The sequence below is a fragment of the Enterobacter sp. TCD1-1 genome (assembly GCF_020567405.1).
Taxonomy (GTDB): domain Bacteria; phylum Pseudomonadota; class Gammaproteobacteria; order Enterobacterales; family Enterobacteriaceae; genus Enterobacter; species Enterobacter quasiroggenkampii.
Window position 1 is genome coordinate 40,539 of record NZ_JAJCXF010000002.1, and the last position, 20,964, is coordinate 61,502.

Sequence of the window (20,964 nt, forward strand, 5' to 3'; positions counted from 1 at the left end):
TCATGATATGCTACCACTTTGGACCCTGGTGATACCAGAAAAGGGCTTGTATCTTCACATCAGGGTAGCTATAGTGTCGCCCCTTCGCAGCCCCCGGGGCATCAGGCGAAGGCAGCGCAGTCAATCAGCAGGAAGGTGGCATGTCTGCACAACCCGTCGATCTCCAGATTTTTGGCCGTTCACTGCGAGTGAATTGTCCGCCTGAACAAAGGGATGCTTTGAATCAGGCTGCGGACGATTTGAATCAGCGGTTGCAAGATCTAAAAGAACGCACTAGAGTCACAAATACTGAGCAGCTGGTTTTCATCGCCGCGTTGAACATCAGCTATGAACTGACTCAGGAAAAAGCGAAGACCCGCGACTACGCGGCAAGCATGGAGCAGCGCATTAAAATGCTCCAGCAGACCATAGAACAGGCATTGCTTGATCAAGGTCGCAATCCCGAAAGACCGGGACCCAAGTTTGAATAACACTTCTCAGTTGACTATGGTAGAGTAACTGTGAAGACAAAATTTCTCTGAGATGTTCGCAAGCGGGCCAGTCCCCTGAGCCGATATTTCATACCACAAGAATGTGGCGCTCCATGGTTGGTGAGCATGCTCGGTCCGTCCGAGAAGCCTTAAAACTATGACGACACATTCACCTTGAACCAAGGGTTCAAGGGTTACAGCCTGCGGCGGCATCTCGGAGATTCCCTCTCTTTTCTTCTACCGACTACCATGACTCAATTCCCTGAAGTTTCGGCTTCACGCCAGGACATTCGTCAGCTCATTCGTCAACGCCGTCGTGCGTTAACCCCCGTTCAGCAAGCGCATTTTGCCCAGCAGGCCGCCGCCCGTATGATGGCGTATCCCCCTGTCGTGATGGCGCGCACGGTTGCCCTGTTTCTGTCGTTTGACGGCGAGCTGGACACCCAACCGCTGATAGAGCAGCTCTGGCGCGCCGGGAAGAAGGTATACCTACCGGTGCTGCACCCGTTCAGTGAAGGCAATCTGCTGTTTTTGCACTATCACCCGCACAGCGAGCTGGTGGTGAATCGTCTGAAAATCACCGAACCGAAACTCGACGTGCGCGACGTGCTCCCGCTGTCACAGCTGGATGTACTGATTACGCCGCTGGTCGCGTTTGATGAGCAAGGACAGCGCCTGGGAATGGGCGGTGGTTTTTACGACCGGACGCTGCAAAACTGGCAGCAGTATGGGTTGCAGCCGGTGGGCTACGCGCATGATTGCCAGGGCGTGAAGGCGTTGCCGGTAGAAAAATGGGATGTGCCGTTACCGGCGGTGGTGACGCCCAGTAAAACCTGGACCTGGTAGAATAAAGCCGGGTGGCGGCTACGCCTTACCCGGCCTACATAAATCCTCGAACATTGTAGGTCGGGTAAGCGTAAGCGCCACCCGACACCACAGACCGCACCATCAGTACAGCAGACGCGCGCGAATCGTCCCCGGAATGGCCTTCATGCTCAGCAGCGCTTTCTCGGCCACATCGTCATCCGCTTCGATATCAATAACCACATAGCCCATCTGCGAGTTGGTCTGCAGATACTGCGCGGCAATGTTAACGCCCTGCTCGGCAAAGATCTGGTTAATCGCGGTCAGCACGCCTGGACGGTTTTCGTGGATGTGCAGCAGACGACGACCGCCGTGCAGCGGCAGCGACACTTCCGGGAAGTTCACCGCAGAAAGCGTAGAACCGTTGTCGGAGTATTTACTCAGCTTACCCGCCACTTCCAGACCGATATTCTCCTGCGCTTCCTGGGTTGAACCGCCGATGTGTGGCGTCAGGATCACGTTGTCGAACTCGCACAGCGGAGAGGTAAACGGATCGCTGTTGGTCGCAGGCTCCGTCGGGAAAACGTCGATGGCGGCGCCCGCCAGATGCTTACGCTTCAGCGCATCGCACAGCGCAGGGATATCGACAACCGTGCCACGCGCGGCGTTAATCAGCAGTGAACCCGGCTTCATCAACGCCAGCTCTTCTGCACCCATCATGTTTTTGGTGGACGCATTTTCCGGCACGTGCAGACTCACCACGTCACTCATGTTCAGCAGGTCAGACAGGTGTTGAACCTGGGTGGCATTGCCCAGCGGCAGCTTGCTTTCGATATCGTAAAAATAGACATGCATACCGAGAGATTCCGCCAGAATCCCCAGCTGGGTACCGATGTGGCCATAGCCGATGATACCCAGTTTTTTTCCACGGGCTTCGTAGGAACCCGCAGCCAGTTTGTTCCAGACGCCGCGGTGTGCTTTGGCGTTAGCCTCCGGAATGCCGCGCAGAAGCAGCAGCAGTTCGCCAATCACCAGCTCCGCCACGGAACGGGTGTTGGAGAACGGGGCGTTGAAGACAGGAATACCGCGTTTCGCGGCAGCATTCAGGTCAACCTGGTTGGTACCGATGCAGAAGCAGCCGATAGCCACCAGCTTTTCCGCCGCGGCAATCACATCTTCAGTCAGGTGAGTACGGGATCGCAGGCCAATGAAGTGGGCATCACGGATGGACGCTTTCAGCTCTTCGGTATCGAGCGCGCCTTTGTGAAATTCGATGTTGGTGTAACCTGCCGCACGAAGGCTATCGATTGCTTTTTGATGCACGCCCTCGACCAGCAGGAATTTAATCTTGTCTTTCTCCAGTGATACCTTTGCCATTTACCCGACCCTGTTTTTGTCTGAACTGATGTTGTGCTGGATATAAATCCGCTGTAGCCAACATATCAAAAAAAACTATTGCAGCAATATGAACGTTTGCGTCGGCACACTGAAGGAAAGTCATACAGCGCAAAATGGCAGAGGAAAATGCTATGGAAATTTACAAATGCGGAAGGATCGGCAAAAGAGGCATAAAAACGTGACACAAGTCACCGAATTTAGCGTATCAAAAATTTTTTAGCGGGGGGAGGACTCCCCCCGTCAGATCATTTTACGATGGTTTTCACACCGTCAGCGGTGCCGATCAGCGCCACATCCGCGCCACGGTTGGCGAATAGCCCTACGGTCACGACGCCAGGAATGGCGTTGATGGCATTTTCCAGCGCAATCGCGTCGAGAATTTCCAGACCGTGAACGTCGAGGATCACGTTACCGTTGTCGGTCACTACGCCCTGACGATATTCCGGGCGACCGCCCAGCTTCACCAGCTGACGGGCAACCGCGCTGCGGGCCATCGGGATCACTTCAACCGGCAGCGGGAAATTCCCCAGAATGTCCACCTGCTTGGAGGCGTCGGCGATGCAGATAAACTTGTCCGCAACGGAAGCGATGATTTTTTCACGCGTCAGCGCCGCGCCGCCGCCTTTGATCATCTGCATGTGGCCGTTGATTTCATCCGCACCATCAACGTAAATCCCCAGACGATCCACTTCGTTGAGATCGAAAACGGTAATGCCGAGGCTTTTCAGCTTTTCCGTGGAAGCATCAGAGCTGGAAACCGCGCCCTCGATCTGCCCCTTCATCGTGCCCAGCGCATCGATAAAGTGTGCCGCGGTTGATCCCGTACCGACACCGACAATGGTACCCGGCTGTACGTACTGGAGAGCGGCCCATCCTACTGCTTTTTTCAGTTCATCCTGCGTCATGATCGTTTTGCCTGTGGTGTGAAAACTCAGGGCGCATTATAGAACACGTCGAATGGAATTCGTCTGCCACAAAGGGAAAATTGTGTCATAGTGCAGAATAAGCAAAATTAAGGAGCCAGCCAGAGCAATGAAACGTCCGGACTACAGAACACTACAGGCACTTGATGCAGTTATTCGTGAACGAGGTTTTGAGCGCGCGGCGCAAAAGCTTTGCATCACGCAGTCCGCCGTCTCTCAGCGTATCAAACAGCTTGAAAATATGTTCGGCCAGCCGCTGCTGGTACGTACCGTACCGCCACGTCCAACCGAGCAAGGACAAAAGCTCCTCGCCCTGCTGCGCCAGGTTGAACTGCTGGAAGACGAGTGGCTAGGTGACGAGCAAACGGGCTCTACGCCGCTGCTGCTCTCTCTGGCGGTCAACGCCGACAGTCTGGCAACCTGGCTGCTGCCGGCCCTGGCGCCGGTCCTCGCGGACTCCCCTATCCGTCTGAATTTGCAGGTCGAAGACGAAACCCGTACTCAGGAGCGCCTGCGTCGCGGTGAGGTAGTTGGGGCGGTCAGTATTCAGCCTCAGGCGCTGCCAAGCTGTCTTGTCGATCAGTTAGGCGCCCTGGATTACCTGTTTGTGGGTTCAAAAGCCTTTGCAGAGCGCTACTTCCCGAACGGCGTCACCCGCGCTGCGCTGCTGAAAGCCCCTGCCGTGGCGTTCGACCATCTGGACGATATGCATCAGGCGTTCCTGCAGCAAAACTTCGATCTGCCGCCGGGCAGCGTGCCGTGCCATATCGTTAACTCGTCTGAAGCCTTCGTGCAGCTTGCGCGCCAGGGCACGACCTGCTGCATGATCCCGCACCTGCAGATTGAAAAAGAGTTGAAAAGCGGTGAGCTGATTGACCTGACGCCGGGGCTGTATCAGCGCCGGATGCTCTACTGGCACCGTTTTGCGCCGGAAAGCCGGATGATGCGCAACGTCACCGACGCGCTGCTGGCGTACGGGCATAAAGTATTGAGACAGGATTAAAAAGAAAAGCCGGGTGGCGGCTACGCCTTACCCGGCCTACAGATTACTGAGCCGGTTTCGGCTGTGCTGCAACGGGTTCCAGCTGGAACACCACATCCACCTGATCGTCGAACTGAATGGTTGGCTGCTCGTAAGTTTCCTGAGCGGACACCGGGGCTGCATCAGCCTTCATCATACGAACCATCGGGCTTGGCTGGTAGTTAGAGACGTGGTAACGCACGCTGTAAACCGGACCGAGCTTGCTCTTAAAGCCAGAAGCCAGCTGTTCCGCCTGGTGAATGGCATCATCAATCGCCGCTTTACGCGCTTCGTCTTTGTATTTCTCCGGTTGCGCAACGCCCAGCGACACGGAACGGATCTCGTTCAGGCCCGCCTTCAGCGCACCGTCCAGCAGCGAGTTAAGCTTATCCAGCTGACGCACGGTCACTTCAACGGTACGCACGGCACGGTAGCCTTTCAGGATGCTTTTGCCATTCTGGTAGTCGTAATCGGGTTGAGTACGCAGGTTCGCAGAGTTGATATCTTTTTTACCGACACCGTTCTGCTCGAGGAAAGAGAGGTATTGCGCAACGCGATCGTCAGCCTGCTTCTTGGCCGTCGCCGCATCTTTCGCCGCCACATTCACCTCAATTGCCAGGGTTGCAACATCGGGTACCGCGTCCACGCTTGCGGTGCCTGACGTGACGATGTGCGGGCCATCCGGCAATTCGCTTGCCTGCACCGACACCGCACCGAAACTTACTAATGCCGCCAGGGCCATCACTTTAAACTTCACTGTCATTCCTCCATGTTGCGAAGAGTGCCCATTAACAGGGCGCATGCCAGCAAGCTTAGCGGGTCTTGTTCAGTTGTCCATAAGACAAGGATTAGTTGAACAATTCCTGGACATGATGAATCCCCTCTTTCGCCAGCTGAAAGGCAATAAACCACATCACCAGCCCCACAAGGGTATTAATGATGCGCTGGGCTTTGGCCGTACGCAGGCGGGGCGCCAGCCATGCCGCCAGAATGGCGAGACCGAAGAACCACAGGAAAGAGGCGCTGACCGTGCCGAGCGCAAACCAGCGTTTCGGTTCAACGTCCAGTTGACCGCCCAGGCTGCCCAGCACGACGAAGGTGTCGAGATAGACATGAGGGTTTAGCCAGGTCACCGCCAGCATAGTGACGATAATCTTCCAGCGGCCCTGCTTCATGACCTCCGCGCTCGCCAGTTCGAGGTTGCTGCTCATCGCCGTTTTCAGCGCGCCGAATCCGTACCAGAGCAGAAACGCCACGCCGCCCCAGGTGACCAGCGCCAGCAGCCACGGAGACTGCATCAGCAGCGCGCTGCCGCCAAAAATCCCGGCACAGATCAGCAGCAAATCGCTTACCGCGCACAGCAGGGCAATCATCAGATGGTACTGGCGGCGGATGCCTTGGTTCATCACGAACGCATTTTGCGGTCCTAGCGGAAGGATCATGGCTGCACCTAAGGCAAGCCCTTGAAAATAATAAGATAGCATGACGTTTTTCTCGCAGTGTTGTTCTGGAAGCCGACTATACTGCGCGAATTACATAAGAGGAAATGGATAATATTAATTGGGTATTAGCGGAGCTTATGAAAGTAAAGCCCGGTGGCGCTAGCGCTTACCGGGCCTACGGGTGACGTTATTCTGCTTCTTTGACTTTTTTGACGTTTACGTCCATCTGCGGGTACGGGAAGCTGATGCCGTTGGCGTCGAAGTCGCGCTTAATGCGTTCCAGCACGTCCCAGTACACGTTTTGCAGATCGCTGCTTTTGCTCCAGATACGCACCACAAAGTTAATGGAGGAAGCGCCGAGTTCATTCAGGCGAACCGTCTGCTCTTTGTCTTTCAGGATACGCTCGTCTGAAGCAATGATGTTGGTAATCAGCGACTTCACCTGATCGATGTCGGAGTCGTATGCCACGCTGATAATCAGTTCGTTACGACGCACCGGCTCACGGGAGAAGTTGATGATGTTGCCTGCGATAATTTTCCCGTTCGGCACGACCACGATGCGGCCATCGACGGTGCGCATGGTCGTTGAGAAAATTTGTACCTGCAGCACGGTTCCGGCAATGCCGCCAAGGTCAACGTACTCGCCGGAGCGGAACGGACGGAAGGTCACCAGCAGAACGCCTGCCGCCAGGTTTGAAAGCGAGCCCTGCAGCGCCAGACCAATAGCCAGACCGGCGGCACCGAGAACGGCGATGACAGAGGCGGTTTGCACTCCAACACGGCCCAGCGCCGCAATCAGCGTAAAGGCGATAATGCCGTAACGCACCAGTGCGGAGAGGAAGTCAGCCACCGTGGCGTCAATGTGACGGGCCAGCATCACGCGGTTAACCGTATTCGAGACAATACGCGCCACGATCATCCCGACGATGATGATGGCTATCGCCGCGACGATGTTCACGGCATAGCTCAGCAGCAGGGCCTGGTTGCGCACCAGCCAGTTACCGGCGTTATTGATGCTGTCTACAACATCGAGTTGTTCCATTTATTCTTCCTTTTGTTAAACCAAAACACAAAATCCATCCCCCATGGAGACAGGCAGGTCTGTAAAGGGTAAACAAAAAGCACCGGTTTTGCCAAACAGATCACAAAAGCAGGTCTGACAGGGTATTGAAAAAGCATAAAAAAAGGCCCGCATTTGCGGGCCTTCTGATGCTGCTAGCAGCACAAATTACAGAACGTCGATCGCGTTCAGTTCTTTGAAAGCCTGCTCCAGACGGGTCACCATGGACGTCTGCGCTGCGCGCAGCCATACGCGTGGATCGTAGTATTTCTTGTTCGGCTGGTCTTCGCCTTTCGGGTTGCCCAGCTGGCCCTGCAGGTAAGCTTCGTTCGCTTTGTAGTACTGCAGGATACCGTCCCAGGTTGCCCACTGGGTGTCGGTATCGATGTTCATTTTCACAACGCCGTAGCTTACGGAGTCTTTGATTTCCTGAGCAGAAGAACCGGAACCGCCGTGGAAGACGAAGTTCAGGCTGTTGTGCGGCAGGTTGTGTTTCTTGGAAACGTATTCCTGAGAATCACGCAGGATGGTTGGGGTCAGAACCACGTTGCCTGGTTTGTAAACGCCGTGTACGTTACCGAAGGACGCTGCGATGGTGAAGCGTGGGCTGATTTTGCTCAGCTCGGTGTAAGCGTAATCAACGTCTTCTGGCTGAGTGTACAGTGCAGAAGCGTCCATGTGGCTGTTGTCCACGCCGTCTTCTTCACCGCCGGTGCAACCCAGTTCGATTTCCAGGGTCATGTCCATTTTGGCCATGCGCGCCAGGTACTTAGAGCAGATTTCGATGTTTTCGTGCAGTGACTCTTCAGACAGGTCGATCATGTGAGAAGAGAACAGTGGCTTACCGGTTGCCGCGAAGTGTTTTTCACCCGCGTCCAGCAGACCGTCGATCCACGGCAGCAGTTTCTTCGCGCAGTGGTCAGTGTGCAGGATAACTGGAACACCGTAGTGCTCAGCCATCTGGTGAACGTGGTGCGCACCAGAGATAGCGCCCAGGATTGCAGCACCCTGAGGAATGTCAGTTTTCACGCCTTTACCTGCGATGAACGCAGCGCCACCGTTGGAGAACTGAACGATAACCGGTGCTTTAACTTTTGCAGCGGTTTCCAGTACGGCGTTGATGGAGTCGGTACCCACGCAGTTAACTGCTGGCAGAGCGAAGTTGTTTTCTTTAGCTACCTGGAACACTTTCTGTACGTCATCACCAGTGATAACGCCAGGTTTTACGAAATCAAAAATTTTAGACATGTTGCTTAGTCCTGTATCTTCGGCCGTTAGAAAAGGTGCGAGCTCTTAAAAGCGCGCTGAAAATTGGGCAGGTTTCCCTGCCCTTGAATGGCTTACTTCTTAGCGCGCTCTTCGAGCATTGCTACTGCTGGCAGTACTTTGCCTTCCACGAATTCGAGGAATGCGCCGCCACCAGTGGAGATGTAGGAGATCTTGTCAGCGATACCGAACAGGTCGATTGCTGCCAGGGTGTCACCACCGCCTGCGATAGAGAACGCTTCGCTGTCTGCGATAGCGTTAGCAACGATTTCAGTCCCTTTGCGGAAGTTCGGGAATTCGAACACGCCAACCGGACCGTTCCACAGGATAGTTTTTGCGTTTTTGAGGATTTCAGCCAGTTTCTGTGCAGAAACGTCGCCCAGATCCAGAATCTGCTCTTCGTCTTTGATGTCGTTTACAGACTTCAGAGTCGCGGTTGCGGTTTCGGAGAACTCGGTCGCGACGCGAACGTCAGTTGGAACCGGGATATCACAAGTACCCAGCAGGCGTTTGGCTTCGTCAACCAGGTCTGCTTCGTACAGGGATTTACCCACGTTGTGGCCCTGAGCGGCAACGAAGGTGTTCGCGATACCACCGCCAACGATCAGCTGGTCAGCGATTTTAGACAGGGAATCCAGAACGGTCAGTTTGGTAGAAACTTTAGAACCACCAACGATAGCCACCATTGGACGAGCAGGTTCTTTCAGTGCTTTACCCAGCGCTTCCAGTTCGTCAGCCAGCAGAGGACCGGCACACGCAACGTCTGCGAATTTACCGATACCGTGGGTAGACGCCTGAGCACGGTGCGCCGTACCGAAGGCATCCATCACGAACACGTCGCACAGTGCAGCGTATTTTTTGGAAAGGGTTTCATCGTCTTTCTTCTCGCCTTTGTTGAAGCGAACGTTTTCCAGAACAACCAGTTCACCGGCTGCTACGTCAACGCCATCCAGGTAATCTTTCACCAGGCGAACCGGGTTGGACAGTTTGTCTTTCAGGTAATTAACCACTGGCAGCAGAGAGAACTCTTCGTTGTACTCGCCTTCAGTTGGACGACCCAGGTGGGAGGTGACCATCACTTTCGCGCCCTGCTTCAGAGCCAGCTCGATGGTTGGCAGAGATGCACGGATACGCGCGTCGCTGGTCACTTTGCCATCTTTAACCGGTACGTTCAGATCGGCACGGATGAAAACGCGTTTACCAGCCAGATCCAGATCGGTCATCTTAATTACAGACATGGTGAATCCTCTCGTTGATTCTTAAAGTTTTGCAGACGCACGATGCGTCTTACCTGAAACCTTGAGCAGCCATTGCTAACGTGGTGTCGAGCATTCGGTTAGCAAAGCCCCATTCGTTATCACACCAGACCAGCGTCTTGATAAGGTGTGCGCCACTGACCCTCGTTTGCGTGCCATCGACGATGGCGCTGTGCGGGTCGTGGTTAAAATCTACTGAGACCAACGGTAATTCCGTATAGTCAACTATACCATGAAATGCCCCCTGTGCCGCTTTTTGCAGCAACAGGTTGACTTCACAGGCTTTTACCGGTTTTTTCACCGTTACGCTAAGGTCGATTGCGGTGACGTTGATCGTTGGGACACGCACGGCAATCGCTTCAAAACGGTCATTGAACTGCGGAAAAATTCGGGTGATCCCTGCCGCCAGTTTCGTATCCACCGGAATGATTGACTGGCTCGCTGCACGCGTGCGCCGTAAATCCGGGTGGTAAGCGTCAATGACCTGCTGATCGTGCATGGCGGAGTGAATCGTGGTCACGGTGCCGGACTCAATGCCATACGCATCGTCTAACAATTTGATGACCGGAATAATGCAGTTGGTGGTACAGGAGGCGTTGGAAACAATGCGGTGTTCGGCCTGCAGCTCATGCTGGTTGACGCCAAACACGACGGTCGCGTCGAGGTCGTTACTGCCGGGATGAGAAAACAGAACTTTTTTCGCGCCGGCTGTCAGATGCGCTTCGCCATGTTCGCGATTGCCATACACACCGGTACAGTCAAGTACGACATCCACACCCAGTTCACGCCAGGGTAGCCCGGAGATGCTGTTCTCATGCAGCACACGAATCGCGTCATCACCCACAAAAAGCTGATCTCTTTCCTGACGCACATCCCAGGCAAAGCGTCCGTGGCTGGTGTCATACTTCAATAAATGCGCCATGCCCGCAGCATCCGCCAGTTCATTGATTGCCACCACGGTTATTTCCGCCCGACGTCCGGATTCATACAAAGCACGAACCACATTACGCCCGATGCGACCGAAGCCATTAATCGCTACGCGTACGGTCATAGATCTCCTGCAAAGCAATCCCTGAGTGTGAGGTGGCTGAAAGAGTAATCCAGCTACGCCCGAAGGGGAATCCTTGCTGTCACAAACTGCGATTGATTGGTCAATTGTCGAACATTTAATCGACTGAAACGCTTCAGCAAGAATAAGCGAATCGGGGAATAAAAGGAATGTCTGTCCAGATGAATAAGCGAGCTATATGACTTGCGTCACATTTTCGGTGGAATAATGACGCAAAAAAAGCCGGGTGGCGCGCTAGCGCTTACCCGGCCTACTTTCGAGCCATTTGTAGACCCGGTAAGCGTAGCGCCACCGGGCAAAACGGCGATTACAGCAGTTCTTTCGCTTTCGCGACAACGTTCTCAACGGTGAAGCCGAACTCTTCGAACAGTTGCTCTGCCGGCGCAGACTCACCGAAGGTGGTCATGCCGACGATAGCGCCGTTCAGGCCCACGTATTTGAACCAGTAGTCAGCGATACCCGCTTCCACTGCCACGCGAGCGGAAACCGCTTTAGGCAGTACGGATTCACGGTAAGCGGCATCCTGCTTATCGAACGCGTCGGTAGACGGCATGGAGACCACGCGCGCCTTCACGTCTTCGGCAGTCAGTTTTTCCCATGCGGCAACAGCCAGTTCAACTTCAGAACCGGTAGCGATGAAGATCAGCTCTGGCTGGCCCGCGCAATCTTTCAGAACGTAACCACCGCGAGCGATGTTCGCCAGCTGCTCTGGCGTACGCTCCTGCTGTGCCAGGTTCTGACGGGAGAGGATCAGCGCGGTAGGACCGTCCTGACGCTCAACGCCGTATTTCCACGCTACCGCGGATTCAACCTGGTCACACGGACGCCATGTGCTCATGTTCGGGGTCACGCGCAGAGAAGCCACCTGCTCTACCGGCTGGTGAGTTGGACCGTCTTCGCCCAGACCGATGGAGTCGTGGGTGTAAACCATCACCTGACGCTGTTTCATCAGCGCCGCCATACGCACGGCGTTACGCGCATATTCGACGAACATCAGGAAGGTAGAGGTGTACGGCAGGAAACCACCGTGCAGGGAGATACCGTTGGCAATCGCAGTCATACCGAATTCACGTACACCGTAATGGATGTAGTTACCGGCAGTGTCTTCGTTGATTGGCTTAGAACCGGACCACAGGGTCAGGTTAGATGGCGCCAGGTCAGCGGAGCCGCCGAGGAATTCCGGCAGCAGAGGACCAAACGCTTCAATGGCATTCTGAGACGCTTTACGGCTCGCGATTTTAGACGGGTTCGCCTGCAGCTTAGCGATGAACTCGTTCGCTTTCGCGTCGAAGTCAGACGGCATGTCACCTTTCATACGACGGGTGAATTCAGCCGCTTCCTGTGGGAAGGCTTTCGCGTAAGCCGCGAACTTCTCGTTCCACGCCGCTTCTTTCGCCTGGCCTACTTCTTTTGCATCCCACTGAGCATAGATCTCAGATGGGATTTCGAATGCAGGGTATTTCCAGCCCAGCGCTTCGCGGGTCAGTGCGATTTCCGCGTCGCCCAGCGGCGCGCCGTGGGAGTCGTGCGTACCCGCTTTGTTCGGAGAACCGAAGCCGATGATGGTTTTGCACATCAGCAGGGACGGTTTGTCCGTCACAGCGCGCGCTTCTTCTACTGCACGTTTAATCGAGTCAGCATCGTGGCCATCAACGCCACGCACAACGTGCCAGCCGTAGGCTTCGAAACGTGCAGCGGTGTCGTCAGTGAACCAGCCTTCAACGTGACCGTCGATGGAGATACCGTTGTCGTCATAGAACGCAACCAGTTTACCCAGCTTCAGGGTACCTGCCAGGGAGCACACTTCGTGAGAAATGCCTTCCATCATGCAGCCGTCGCCCATGAACGCGTAGGTGAAGTGGTCAACGATGTCGTGGCCAGGACGGTTGAACTGCGCCGCCAGGGTCTTCTCAGCGATCGCCATACCCACAGCGTTAGCAATACCCTGACCCAGCGGGCCGGTGGTGGTTTCTACGCCAGCGGTGTAGCCCACTTCCGGGTGACCTGGAGTTTTGGAGTGCAGCTGACGGAAGTTTTTCAGCTCTTCGATAGGCAGATCGTAGCCGGTGAGGTGCAGCAGGCTATAGATCAGCATAGAGCCGTGGCCGTTAGACAGTACGAAACGGTCGCGGTCAGCCCATGACGGGTTCTGCGGGTTGTGGTTCAGGAAATCGCGCCACAGGACTTCGGCGATATCAGCCATACCCATAGGGGCCCCTGGGTGGCCGGATTTGGCTTTCTGTACTGCGTCCATGCTCAGCGCACGAATAGCATTAGCAAGCTCTTTACGTGAGGACATTTTAACTCCAGATCGGACTGTTAAAGGCCATGCCCTTGACGACAGCGCGTTTTGGGCTACGCCGGAAAAAAGTGCCAACAATGTAACCCAAGCGGCATGCCATGTACATGGACCATTCTTTTGCAGCTTAAGAAATCTCTGGATCATGCTCGCATGTTGCGCAATCTGCTCGCCCGGCCCTGTAGATATTCCTTATACTTAGCGCGACACCGGCTTCGCTGACGGTGCACTTTTCGGATTTTATTCAGATTAACGAGTACGGAAGCAACCTCATGAAAATGCGTGCAATAGTGCTGGCCCTGGGTACAACGCTCCTGCTGAGCGGCTGTCAGAATATGGATTCTAACGGCCTGATGACCTCAGGCGCAGAGGCCTTTCAGGCCTATTCCCTGAGCGATGCGCAGGTAAAAGCGCTGAGCGACCAGGCCTGTAAAGATATGGACGGAAAAGCGACGCTTGCGCCGGCTAACAGTACCTACACGCAGCGTCTGAATAAGATTGCTTCCGCGCTGGGCGATAACATCAACGGTCAGCCGGTGAACTACAAGGTTTACATGGCGAAAGACGTCAACGCCTTCGCGATGGCGAACGGCTGTATCCGCGTTTACAGCGGCCTGATGGATATGATGACCGACAACGAAGTGGAAGCGGTCATCGGCCATGAAATGGGCCACGTTGCGCTGGGCCACGTGAAGAAAGGGATGCAGGTTGCCTTAGGCACCAATGCCATCCGCGCAGCGGCGGCCTCAGCAGGCGGTATCGTTGGCAGCCTGTCCCAGTCACAGCTTGGCGACGTGGGTGAAAAACTGGTGAACTCCCAGTTCTCCCAGCGTCAGGAGTCCGAAGCGGATGACTACTCCTACGATCTGTTGCGCAAACGCGGCATTAATCCATCCGGTTTAGCCACCAGCTTTGAAAAACTGGCCAAACTGGAAGCAGGACGTCAAAGCTCAATGTTTGACGATCACCCTGCCTCAGAAGAGCGCGCACAGCATATTCGCGACCGTATGGCCGCAGACGGAATTAAATAATTTCAGAAGGAGGCAGTTTTGCCTCCTTTTTATTTCGCATGAATTGTTAACTTAACAGCACGTATCGATAACACCTCTGAAAGCCCCGCCAAACCTGCCCTGTCACATTGAAATGTCTGGTCACATAATTATTGCAAAGGTCACTTTTTCCGGTAATTATCACCCCTGCAGTTATTCAATTAATATATCCAGACAGAGACGTTCCCTCCGTGAAAAAAGAATTATCATTAATTGCTTTAAGTTTATTTTCCGCATTACCTGCCGCTGCAAGCCAGCAATCCGACAGCCAGGGTTTTATTGACGACAGCCATCTGGACCTGTTTTTACGCAATGCGTATATCAGCCGTGATTATCATCAGGGCCAGCAGGACAAAGCCGAATGGGGTCAGGGGATCATCGCCACGTTTGCATCCGGCTATACCGAAGGGCTGGTGGGCTTTGGTGTGGACGGTATTGCTCAATACGGCGTGCGCCTGGACGGCGGTCGCGGCAAGAGCGGCGCAGGCGGCATCGACTTCTTTAAGCAGGAAGACGACGGCCGGGCAAAATCCGATCTGGCAAAGTTTGGCGCAACCGCCAAAATGCGCATATCGAATACCGTGCTGAGCTACGGGAATCAGCGTCCTGAGCTGCCCATCGTCAATGCCGACAGCTCTCGCCTGCTCTTTGAAAGCTACACCGGCGCTATGCTGACCTCAAAAGAGATCGACGGTCTGGAAATCAACGCCGGTTATTTCACCGACGAGCAGCGTAAAAGTGACGACCGCCACGACAGCGGGCTGAAGAGCCTCTCCTTCGGCGGCGCGAGCTACCAGTTCAACGATCAGTTCAGCGGCGCGTTTTACGCCTCTCACAATGAAGAGGTGATGAACAAGCAGTATCTGGGCCTGAACTTCAAACAGCCGTTCAGCACCGGGCAGCAGCTGGTGCTCGACTTCAACGGCTATAACTCCCGTCTCGATCAGAGTTACGCGAACAGCCTCGATACGGGCCGCAGCAACGCTATCTGGAGCCTGGCGGCGAGCTACATCTGGGATATTCACACGTTCAAAGTGGCGTACCAGCATAGCAGCGGCAGCACCGGCTACAACTACGGCGGCTACCGCGACCAGGGCGGCGTGGGTGATGGCGGTAACACCATCTGGCTGGCAAACTCCTACTGGTCTGATTTTAACGGCGAAGATGAACGTTCCTGGCAGGCATCCTACGGTCTGGACTTTGGCGGCCTTGGCCTGCCGGGTCTGAGCTGGACCACCGCCTACGTGCGCGGGGACAACATCAAAACCGCGGAAACCAGCAACGGCAAAGAGCACGAGTGGTTTAACCAGATCCAGTACCAGGTGCAGGATGGCCCGGCGAAGGATCTGAAACTGAAACTGCGCTATTCCGTGCTGCGCGTCTCCAGCAACGCCAGCGACTATAACGTAGGCGGGGACGAGATCCGCGCTTACGTGGAATACCCGTTTAACGTGTTCTAAAGGCAATAAAAAACCTCTCCAGGGAGAGGTTTTTTTACACCAGAAGAGGCTTATTCGCCTTTTTTGGCTGCCTGGATGTAGAGCATTTCCAGTGCCAGGGTCGCTGCGGCCAGCGCAGTGATCTCGGACTGGTCGTACGCAGGCGCCACTTCCACCACGTCCATCCCGACAATGTTGAGATCCTTCAGGCCGCGCACCAGCTTGATGGCGCGGTCTGAGGTCAGGCCACCAATTACCGGGGTACCGGTACCCGGTGCAAATGCCGGATCCAGGCAGTCGATGTCGAAGGTCAGATACACGGGCATATCACCCACGATCTGCTTGACCTGCGCGAGGATGTCATCCACGCCGCGGTCGTTAACCTGACCCGCATCCAGCACGGTGAAGCCGTTATCTTTGTCGAACTCAGTGCGAATACCGATCTGAACGGAATGATTCGGGTCGATCAGACCTTCGTTCGGCGCAGTAAAGAACATGGTGCCGTGGTCAAACTCACAGCCGTTGGCGTAGGTGTCGGTATGCGCATCAAAGTGTACCAGCGCCATTTTACCGAAGTGCTTCGCGTGGGCGCGCAGCAGCGGCAGGGTCACGAAGTGGTCGCCGCCGAAGGAGAGCATGCGCTTACCGGCTGCCAGCAACTTCTCGGCGTGGGCCTGCAGCTTTTCGCTCATCTCACGCGCATCACCAAAGGCATACACCAGGTCACCGCAGTCCACCACGTTCAGGCGCTCGCGCATGTCGAAGTTCCACGGGAAACGGTTGTGCTCCCAGGCCAGGTTAGTGGAAACCTGACGGATCGCCGCCGGGCCATGACGCCCACCCGCACGGCCTGACGTTGCCATGTCGAACGGCACGCCGGTGATCACCCAGTCCGCGTCACTGTCGTACGGCTGGAAGTTCATCGGAAGGCGTAAAAAACCAAACGCGTTAGATACCAGAGAGTTATCGTACTGATGACCTAAAGTGCTCATGTCCTGTCCTCGTATCATAGATAGACGATCGTTGCTAAAGGTGAAAAAAAATCCCTTCCGCGTCGTTAAGCCCGACGAGGAAGGGATCGTTTCATATCGTAATGCTGTATGGCGCTAAGAATAGCGCCTGACTCCATTAAATTCAAGCGACTCATAAATACAAATTATATAGCCAAGCCTTACCATTCATCGAATAAAACAATAGCCATAAAAATATTATAATCTTTACATCCCTAATATTTTCCCAATGAATATTTAAATGCTCCCATTACGGGCTCACCCCTTATAATTCAAGAGTAAAGTCTTTCCATAACACATTCATACATACATAAACAGCATGAGATAGTCCGAATTCGGATTTTATTTAGTTATAGCGTGTAGTTTTCTCTTTTTTTACTCCCTACAATCCGGCCGCTTTATTAAAATTTATTTCTAAATGGAATTACTTATGAACAAATATTTAAAAATAGGTCTTTTTACCATTCTGGCGGGAGCGGGTTCTGCAGCAGCGGCAGAAGATGGCACGATTACCTTTGACGGTACTATCAGTGACGCAACCTGTGCTATTACAGGCGGTGATGCACAGGGTGAATCCACCTCTCCTGATTTCACCGTGCATCTGCCAAGCGTCAGCACCACCGCGCTGGCAACAGCTGGTCAACGCGCGGGTGACACGCCATTCTTCATTAAACTGAGCGGTGCAAATTGCACCAACAACAAAGTCGCCAGCGTCTTCTTCGAACTGGCACAGAGCACCAATATCAACGCCACCACCGGTAACCTGAGAAACACCGTCACGACGGGCGGTGCCGATAAAGTTGAAATCGGTCTGTTAGATTCCAGCAAAGCGGTTATGAACCTGAACACCGCAAACAACAGCCCGAAAACAGCGACCATTACAGGTAATACCGCTCGCTTCGACTACTGGGCGCAATACGTTGCCACCGGCGGTGCGGCGACGGCCGGTAAAGTCACCACTGACGTCGTTTATTCCATTAAGTACCAGTAATACCTCTAAGCAGTGGGATTTATCCCACTGCTTTCCCTGCCACATATAGGAACGTTGAGCCTGATGGTCAGTAATATTTTGAAAGTGATGTTAATGGTGACATTGACGTGGTTCCCCTGCGCCAACGCCACTATACAAATTTTAACGACTCGCGTGGCATTCAATGCAAACGAGAGTGAACAAACCGTTCGCGTGAATAACCTCAGCAAAAACCCGGAGCTGGTGCAGGTATGGCTTTCCAGCACCGATAAAACCGATGGAACAGAGAAGGAAAACCTTCCGTTCTTTATCAACCCTCCCGCTGCGCGCGTTAACGGTCAAAAAGGGAAAGTTTTCCGTATCTTCCAGACAGCGGAAGCCGCAGGAAAATATCCGAAAGATCGCGAAACGCTGCTCTGGCTAAACGTGCTGGATATTCCACCAGAACTGCCTGAAGAGGCGGATCAGAACCAGATAAAAATGGCGTTCCGCACAATGATCAAATTTTTCTATCGCCCAGCGGGCCTGAAGGGCAATCCCATGCAGGCGGGCGACGATCTGAAGTGGGAATTGCGTAAAGCGGCAAAAGGCTACGACGTGGTGGGAACCAATAACTCACCTTTCCACGTGAGCATGACCAGCGTCTGGCTGACGAATGCCGAAAATAAAGACATCGAGATCCCGGGTGACATGATTGTCCCTTATGGAACGCTGGTTTATCACTTTCCGCAGGTCAGCGCAGTGAGCGGACGCGGCATATTTAAATACAACTATATCACTGATTTAGGCGCATATATTAAGCGCACTTATAACTTTTAATATTTTATACGTTCTACCTTTGGGAAGGTTAAATGTCCGCACGCCATAATAAATACAGGCTTCTCAAAAAAGCGAAAAGTACCCTTGGCCAGATCATTATTCTGGCATTGTGCGTTTCAGGCCAGGCTAACGCCGAAGCAGAGAAAAAAGCGGTAAACTTTTCTCGCGGCTTTATGAATTTCTATAACAGTGGGTTAGACCTTAGCCAGTTCGACGGGGTAGATAAAATCCAGCCCGGAGATTACAAACTGGAAGTATTTAGTAACCTGCGGAAATTAGGCACCTGGCCCATTTCATTTATTCCGGCAAAAAATAAGCAGGGCGTAAATGCCTGCATGACGCCGGAAATGATTATCCGCTTTGACGTCGACACCCGCAAACTGCCGGAAAACTGGAAGACGGGCGGCTGCCTGATCCTTGAAACGCTTGTGCCCGGCGCAACCGTGACCTACAACCAGGATGATGAGCGTCTGGACGTCACCGTCCCGCAGGCGATGCTGCTTAATACGCCGGAGGGATACATCAGCCCTGAGCTATGGGACGACGGTGAACCTACCCTCATGGCCTCCTATGCGCTGAGTGGTTCAAGCACGCGCAACCGTGAGTTGGGCGAAACCAGCAACTATCTCTTTGGTAACCTGCAAACGGCGATGACCCTCGGGGCGTGGCGTTTTGTGACCTATGACACCCTGAACCTCGGCAACGATATTGACGATGAGGGGGTCGATCATCTGCAGGCATTTGCCAGCCGGGGGATTGCAGCATTGCAGTCTGAAGTGGTGCTGGGCGATCTCAACACCAGCGGGGAGATGTTTGATACAACGGCCATTCGCGGCGCAAGGCTTGCCACCGACGATCGCATGCTGCCGGACTCCGTGCGCTACTACGCGCCTGTTGTACGAGGTTTTGCCAACAGCAACGCCACGGTCACCATCAAGCAGTCCGGCAGCACCCTCTACGAAAAAGTGGTGCCGCCGGGTGAGTTTGCCATCAGCGATCTCTATGCAACAGGCTACAACGGCGATCTGGAGGTCACCGTCAAAGAGACGGATGGCACCATCAATACCTTTACGGTCCCCTACTCCAGCGTTCCGCAGCTGCTGCGCGAAGGTTACTTCCGCTATTCGCTCTCGTCGGGGGAAATGCGTAATACGTATCTTGCCGATGCGCCATGGATGACCGAGGGCACGCTTCAGTACGGTCTGCTGAATAATCTGACGGGGTACGTGGGTGCGCAAACCGCGTTTGATGGCGATTACAACGCCCTGCTGGGTGGTGTGGCCATCAATACCCCGCTCGGGGCATTAGGTCTGGACGTTACCCGCTCTTATACGAACTTTAACACAGGTATGGGGAGCGATGACTGCGGTTCACTGTGTGACATGTCCCTGCGAATCAGTCTTGCTAAAAACCTTTCAGAAACCGGTACAAACTTCAGCCTGGTAGGTTACCGCTACTCCAGTAAAGATTACTACTCGCTGGCGGATGCCGTCAGCGTGAAGCAGGCGCTGGAGCACGGTAACGACCGATATTTACCCGAGCGCTACCGTGAACGCCTGGAAGCAAACATCAACCAGATGCTGCCTGCGGGCTGGGGAAGTTTTTACGTCAGTGGTTTCATCGGCAACGTCTGGAACGATGAACTGGGCCGAACGGAAAAATCCAACTACGCGCTGGGATACAACAACCGGTTTGGCACGTCGACCTGGGGTATTTCACTTGGCCGAACCAATAATGAAGACGGTGGTCATGACGATACGATCTACCTGAGCGTATCCATGCCGCTTGGCCATCGTTATGAGAAACAGGCCCGCCTGGGGGCGAACTTTAGCTACAACAGCGATGAGGCCACCATCCGCACCTCGCTCAGCGGCTCGGCTGGCGAGCGCTCACAGTATGGCTTCAGCGGCTACTTCAGCGAGTCCAGCAGGCCGGAAACCAACTTCGGTACCAACCTTTCTTACGTGGGCGATAGCGCTTCCGGCGGCGTCGCGTTCAGCCAGTCCCTCCACAGCTTCATGGGCGGTCTGAATATGAACGGTGGCGTGGTTGTGCACCGTGGCGGCATCAATTTGACCCCAACGTTAGGCGACACCATTGGCGTAATCGAGGCCAAAGGCGCTGAAGGGGCAAGAGTTTACCCTGATTCAAATGCGGTCATTAAAGATAACGGCTATGGCATTGTCGGCTATCTGACACCTTACCGATACAACGATGTCTTCATTGATCCAAAAGGTACATCAATGAGCGTCGACGTCGAGGATACGCGCAAGAGCATTGTGCCCACCGCGGGTGCCGCCGTGCATATCAAAATGGAAACGCAGCAGAAGCAACAGACCTTTGTGCGCTTCACACATGCCTCCGGGCAGAAGATACCCTTCGGCGCATCCATTTCCGACGGTAGCGACGCCACGCTCGGTATGGTCGGCCAGGGTGGCCTGGCAATGTTGACCTTGCCTGAATCTGGCAAGCCGATCGTTATTAAATGGAAAAGCAATAAGGTAATGAACACGTGCTCAGCAGAGGTCAATCAACTTTCTGATAACAGAAAAAACCGCAATATGAGTAAAGCCATCTCCTTTGATGCAATAGATATTATCTGCAAAGGCCTTTAAGAGAAAATGAATAAATACATTACGACTCTGCTTTATCTCCTTATATTATCACTG

18 protein-coding genes and 1 other RNA gene are annotated in these 20,964 nt (G+C 54.1%); 9 read left to right on the forward strand and 10 right to left on the reverse strand.

The features are described from left to right. Positions 1 to 140: 140 nt before the first annotated feature. From zapA to LJA86_RS13045, 3 genes are all read left to right on the forward strand, one after another. Complete coding sequence (gene zapA, locus LJA86_RS13035; RefSeq protein ID WP_006811891.1) at positions 141 to 470, forward strand: cell division protein ZapA; 330 nt, start codon at positions 141 to 143, stop codon at positions 468 to 470. Between the two features lie 41 nt (positions 471 to 511). After that, a non-coding RNA gene (gene ssrS / locus LJA86_RS13040) (6S RNA) lies at positions 512 to 695 on the forward strand. A 24-nt stretch (positions 696 to 719) separates the two neighbouring features. Then, positions 720 to 1,316: a 5-formyltetrahydrofolate cyclo-ligase gene (locus LJA86_RS13045; protein ID WP_045909920.1), complete on the forward strand. Its 597-nt coding sequence runs from the start codon at positions 720 to 722 to the stop codon at positions 1,314 to 1,316. 102 nt (positions 1,317 to 1,418) lie between these two features. Here LJA86_RS13045 and serA read toward each other — a convergent pair whose 3' ends face one another. Further along, on the reverse strand, positions 1,419 to 2,651 hold the full coding sequence (gene serA, locus LJA86_RS13050; RefSeq protein ID WP_021242062.1) for a phosphoglycerate dehydrogenase: 1,233 nt from the start codon (positions 2,649 to 2,651) through the stop codon (positions 1,419 to 1,421). A 266-nt stretch (positions 2,652 to 2,917) separates the two neighbouring features. Next, positions 2,918 to 3,577 (reverse strand): ribose-5-phosphate isomerase RpiA, encoded by a 660-nt coding sequence (gene rpiA / locus LJA86_RS13055; protein WP_014885151.1) that lies wholly within the window; start codon positions 3,575 to 3,577, stop codon positions 2,918 to 2,920. 127 nt (positions 3,578 to 3,704) lie between these two features. On the opposite strand from rpiA, the gene argP reads away from it, so the two are divergent. After that, entirely contained in the window at positions 3,705 to 4,598 is an 894-nt protein-coding gene (gene argP / locus LJA86_RS13060) for a DNA-binding transcriptional regulator ArgP (RefSeq protein ID WP_008499727.1), read from the forward strand. Positions 4,599 to 4,641: 43 nt separating this feature from the next. Here argP and LJA86_RS13065 read toward each other — a convergent pair whose 3' ends face one another. From LJA86_RS13065 to tkt, 7 genes are all read right to left on the reverse strand, one after another. Further along, on the reverse strand, positions 4,642 to 5,373 hold the full coding sequence (locus LJA86_RS13065; RefSeq protein WP_008499728.1) for an oxidative stress defense protein: 732 nt from the start codon (positions 5,371 to 5,373) through the stop codon (positions 4,642 to 4,644). Between the two features lie 91 nt (positions 5,374 to 5,464). Next, positions 5,465 to 6,100: an arginine exporter ArgO gene (gene argO, locus LJA86_RS13070; protein WP_021242063.1), complete on the reverse strand. Its 636-nt coding sequence runs from the start codon at positions 6,098 to 6,100 to the stop codon at positions 5,465 to 5,467. Between the two features lie 145 nt (positions 6,101 to 6,245). Continuing rightward, entirely contained in the window at positions 6,246 to 7,100 is an 855-nt protein-coding gene (locus tag LJA86_RS13075; protein ID WP_045909921.1) for a small-conductance mechanosensitive channel MscS, read from the reverse strand. Between the two features lie 186 nt (positions 7,101 to 7,286). Continuing rightward, positions 7,287 to 8,366: a class II fructose-bisphosphate aldolase gene (gene fbaA / locus LJA86_RS13080; protein WP_008499731.1), complete on the reverse strand. Its 1,080-nt coding sequence runs from the start codon at positions 8,364 to 8,366 to the stop codon at positions 7,287 to 7,289. 92 nt (positions 8,367 to 8,458) lie between these two features. Continuing rightward, complete coding sequence (gene pgk, locus LJA86_RS13085) at positions 8,459 to 9,622, reverse strand: phosphoglycerate kinase (protein WP_008499732.1); 1,164 nt, start codon at positions 9,620 to 9,622, stop codon at positions 8,459 to 8,461. A gap of 49 nt (positions 9,623 to 9,671) precedes the next feature. Then, complete coding sequence (epd, locus tag LJA86_RS13090; protein WP_045909922.1) at positions 9,672 to 10,691, reverse strand: erythrose-4-phosphate dehydrogenase; 1,020 nt, start codon at positions 10,689 to 10,691, stop codon at positions 9,672 to 9,674. Positions 10,692 to 11,016: 325 nt separating this feature from the next. Beyond that, positions 11,017 to 13,008, reverse strand: a complete 1,992-nt coding sequence (gene tkt / locus LJA86_RS13095) for a transketolase (RefSeq protein WP_229226282.1) — start codon at positions 13,006 to 13,008, stop codon at positions 11,017 to 11,019. 272 nt (positions 13,009 to 13,280) lie between these two features. Here tkt and LJA86_RS13100 point away from each other — a divergent pair, with 272 nt between their 5' ends. After that, positions 13,281 to 14,039, forward strand: a complete 759-nt coding sequence (locus tag LJA86_RS13100) for a M48 family metallopeptidase (RefSeq protein ID WP_021242066.1) — start codon at positions 13,281 to 13,283, stop codon at positions 14,037 to 14,039. Positions 14,040 to 14,248: 209 nt separating this feature from the next. Then, entirely contained in the window at positions 14,249 to 15,517 is a 1,269-nt protein-coding gene (locus tag LJA86_RS13105) for an OprD family outer membrane porin (RefSeq protein WP_229226283.1), read from the forward strand. A 50-nt stretch (positions 15,518 to 15,567) separates the two neighbouring features. Here LJA86_RS13105 and speB read toward each other — a convergent pair whose 3' ends face one another. After that, complete coding sequence (gene speB, locus LJA86_RS13110; RefSeq protein WP_008499737.1) at positions 15,568 to 16,488, reverse strand: agmatinase; 921 nt, start codon at positions 16,486 to 16,488, stop codon at positions 15,568 to 15,570. Between the two features lie 448 nt (positions 16,489 to 16,936). Here speB and LJA86_RS13115 point away from each other — a divergent pair, with 448 nt between their 5' ends. The 3 genes from LJA86_RS13115 to LJA86_RS13125 all read left to right on the forward strand — a co-directional run bounded on the left by LJA86_RS13115 (position 16,937) and on the right by LJA86_RS13125 (position 20,910). Continuing rightward, positions 16,937 to 17,497, forward strand: a complete 561-nt coding sequence (locus LJA86_RS13115) for a fimbrial protein (RefSeq protein WP_045909925.1) — start codon at positions 16,937 to 16,939, stop codon at positions 17,495 to 17,497. A 63-nt stretch (positions 17,498 to 17,560) separates the two neighbouring features. Beyond that, entirely contained in the window at positions 17,561 to 18,295 is a 735-nt protein-coding gene (locus LJA86_RS13120; RefSeq protein WP_229226284.1) for a molecular chaperone, read from the forward strand. Positions 18,296 to 18,327: 32 nt separating this feature from the next. Continuing rightward, entirely contained in the window at positions 18,328 to 20,910 is a 2,583-nt protein-coding gene (locus LJA86_RS13125) for a fimbria/pilus outer membrane usher protein (RefSeq protein ID WP_229226285.1), read from the forward strand. The last annotated feature ends 54 nt before the right edge of the window (positions 20,911 to 20,964 follow it).

Bases quoted from the DNA above. Each gene is read 5' to 3' on its own strand.
- LJA86_RS13075 (WP_045909921.1), bottom strand. From the start codon at position 7,100: ATGGAACAACTCGATGTTGTAGACAGCATCAATAACGCCGGTAACTGG.
- argP (WP_008499727.1), top strand. From the start codon at position 3,705: ATGAAACGTCCGGACTACAGAACACTACAGGCACTTGATGCAGTTATT.
- speB (WP_008499737.1), bottom strand. From the start codon at position 16,488: ATGAGCACTTTAGGTCATCAGTACGATAACTCTCTGGTATCTAACGCG.
- fbaA (WP_008499731.1), bottom strand. From the start codon at position 8,366: ATGTCTAAAATTTTTGATTTCGTAAAACCTGGCGTTATCACTGGTGAT.
- tkt (WP_229226282.1), bottom strand. From the start codon at position 13,008: ATGTCCTCACGTAAAGAGCTTGCTAATGCTATTCGTGCGCTGAGCATG.
- epd (WP_045909922.1), bottom strand. From the start codon at position 10,691: ATGACCGTACGCGTAGCGATTAATGGCTTCGGTCGCATCGGGCGTAAT.
- argO (WP_021242063.1), bottom strand. From the start codon at position 6,100: ATGCTATCTTATTATTTTCAAGGGCTTGCCTTAGGTGCAGCCATGATC.
- LJA86_RS13125 (WP_229226285.1), top strand. From the start codon at position 18,328: ATGTCCGCACGCCATAATAAATACAGGCTTCTCAAAAAAGCGAAAAGT.
- LJA86_RS13100 (WP_021242066.1), top strand. From the start codon at position 13,281: ATGAAAATGCGTGCAATAGTGCTGGCCCTGGGTACAACGCTCCTGCTG.
- zapA (WP_006811891.1), top strand. From the start codon at position 141: ATGTCTGCACAACCCGTCGATCTCCAGATTTTTGGCCGTTCACTGCGA.
- serA (WP_021242062.1), bottom strand. From the start codon at position 2,651: ATGGCAAAGGTATCACTGGAGAAAGACAAGATTAAATTCCTGCTGGTC.
- LJA86_RS13115 (WP_045909925.1), top strand. From the start codon at position 16,937: ATGAACAAATATTTAAAAATAGGTCTTTTTACCATTCTGGCGGGAGCG.
- LJA86_RS13045 (WP_045909920.1), top strand. From the start codon at position 720: ATGACTCAATTCCCTGAAGTTTCGGCTTCACGCCAGGACATTCGTCAG.
- rpiA (WP_014885151.1), bottom strand. From the start codon at position 3,577: ATGACGCAGGATGAACTGAAAAAAGCAGTAGGATGGGCCGCTCTCCAG.
- LJA86_RS13120 (WP_229226284.1), top strand. From the start codon at position 17,561: ATGGTCAGTAATATTTTGAAAGTGATGTTAATGGTGACATTGACGTGG.
- pgk (WP_008499732.1), bottom strand. From the start codon at position 9,622: ATGTCTGTAATTAAGATGACCGATCTGGATCTGGCTGGTAAACGCGTT.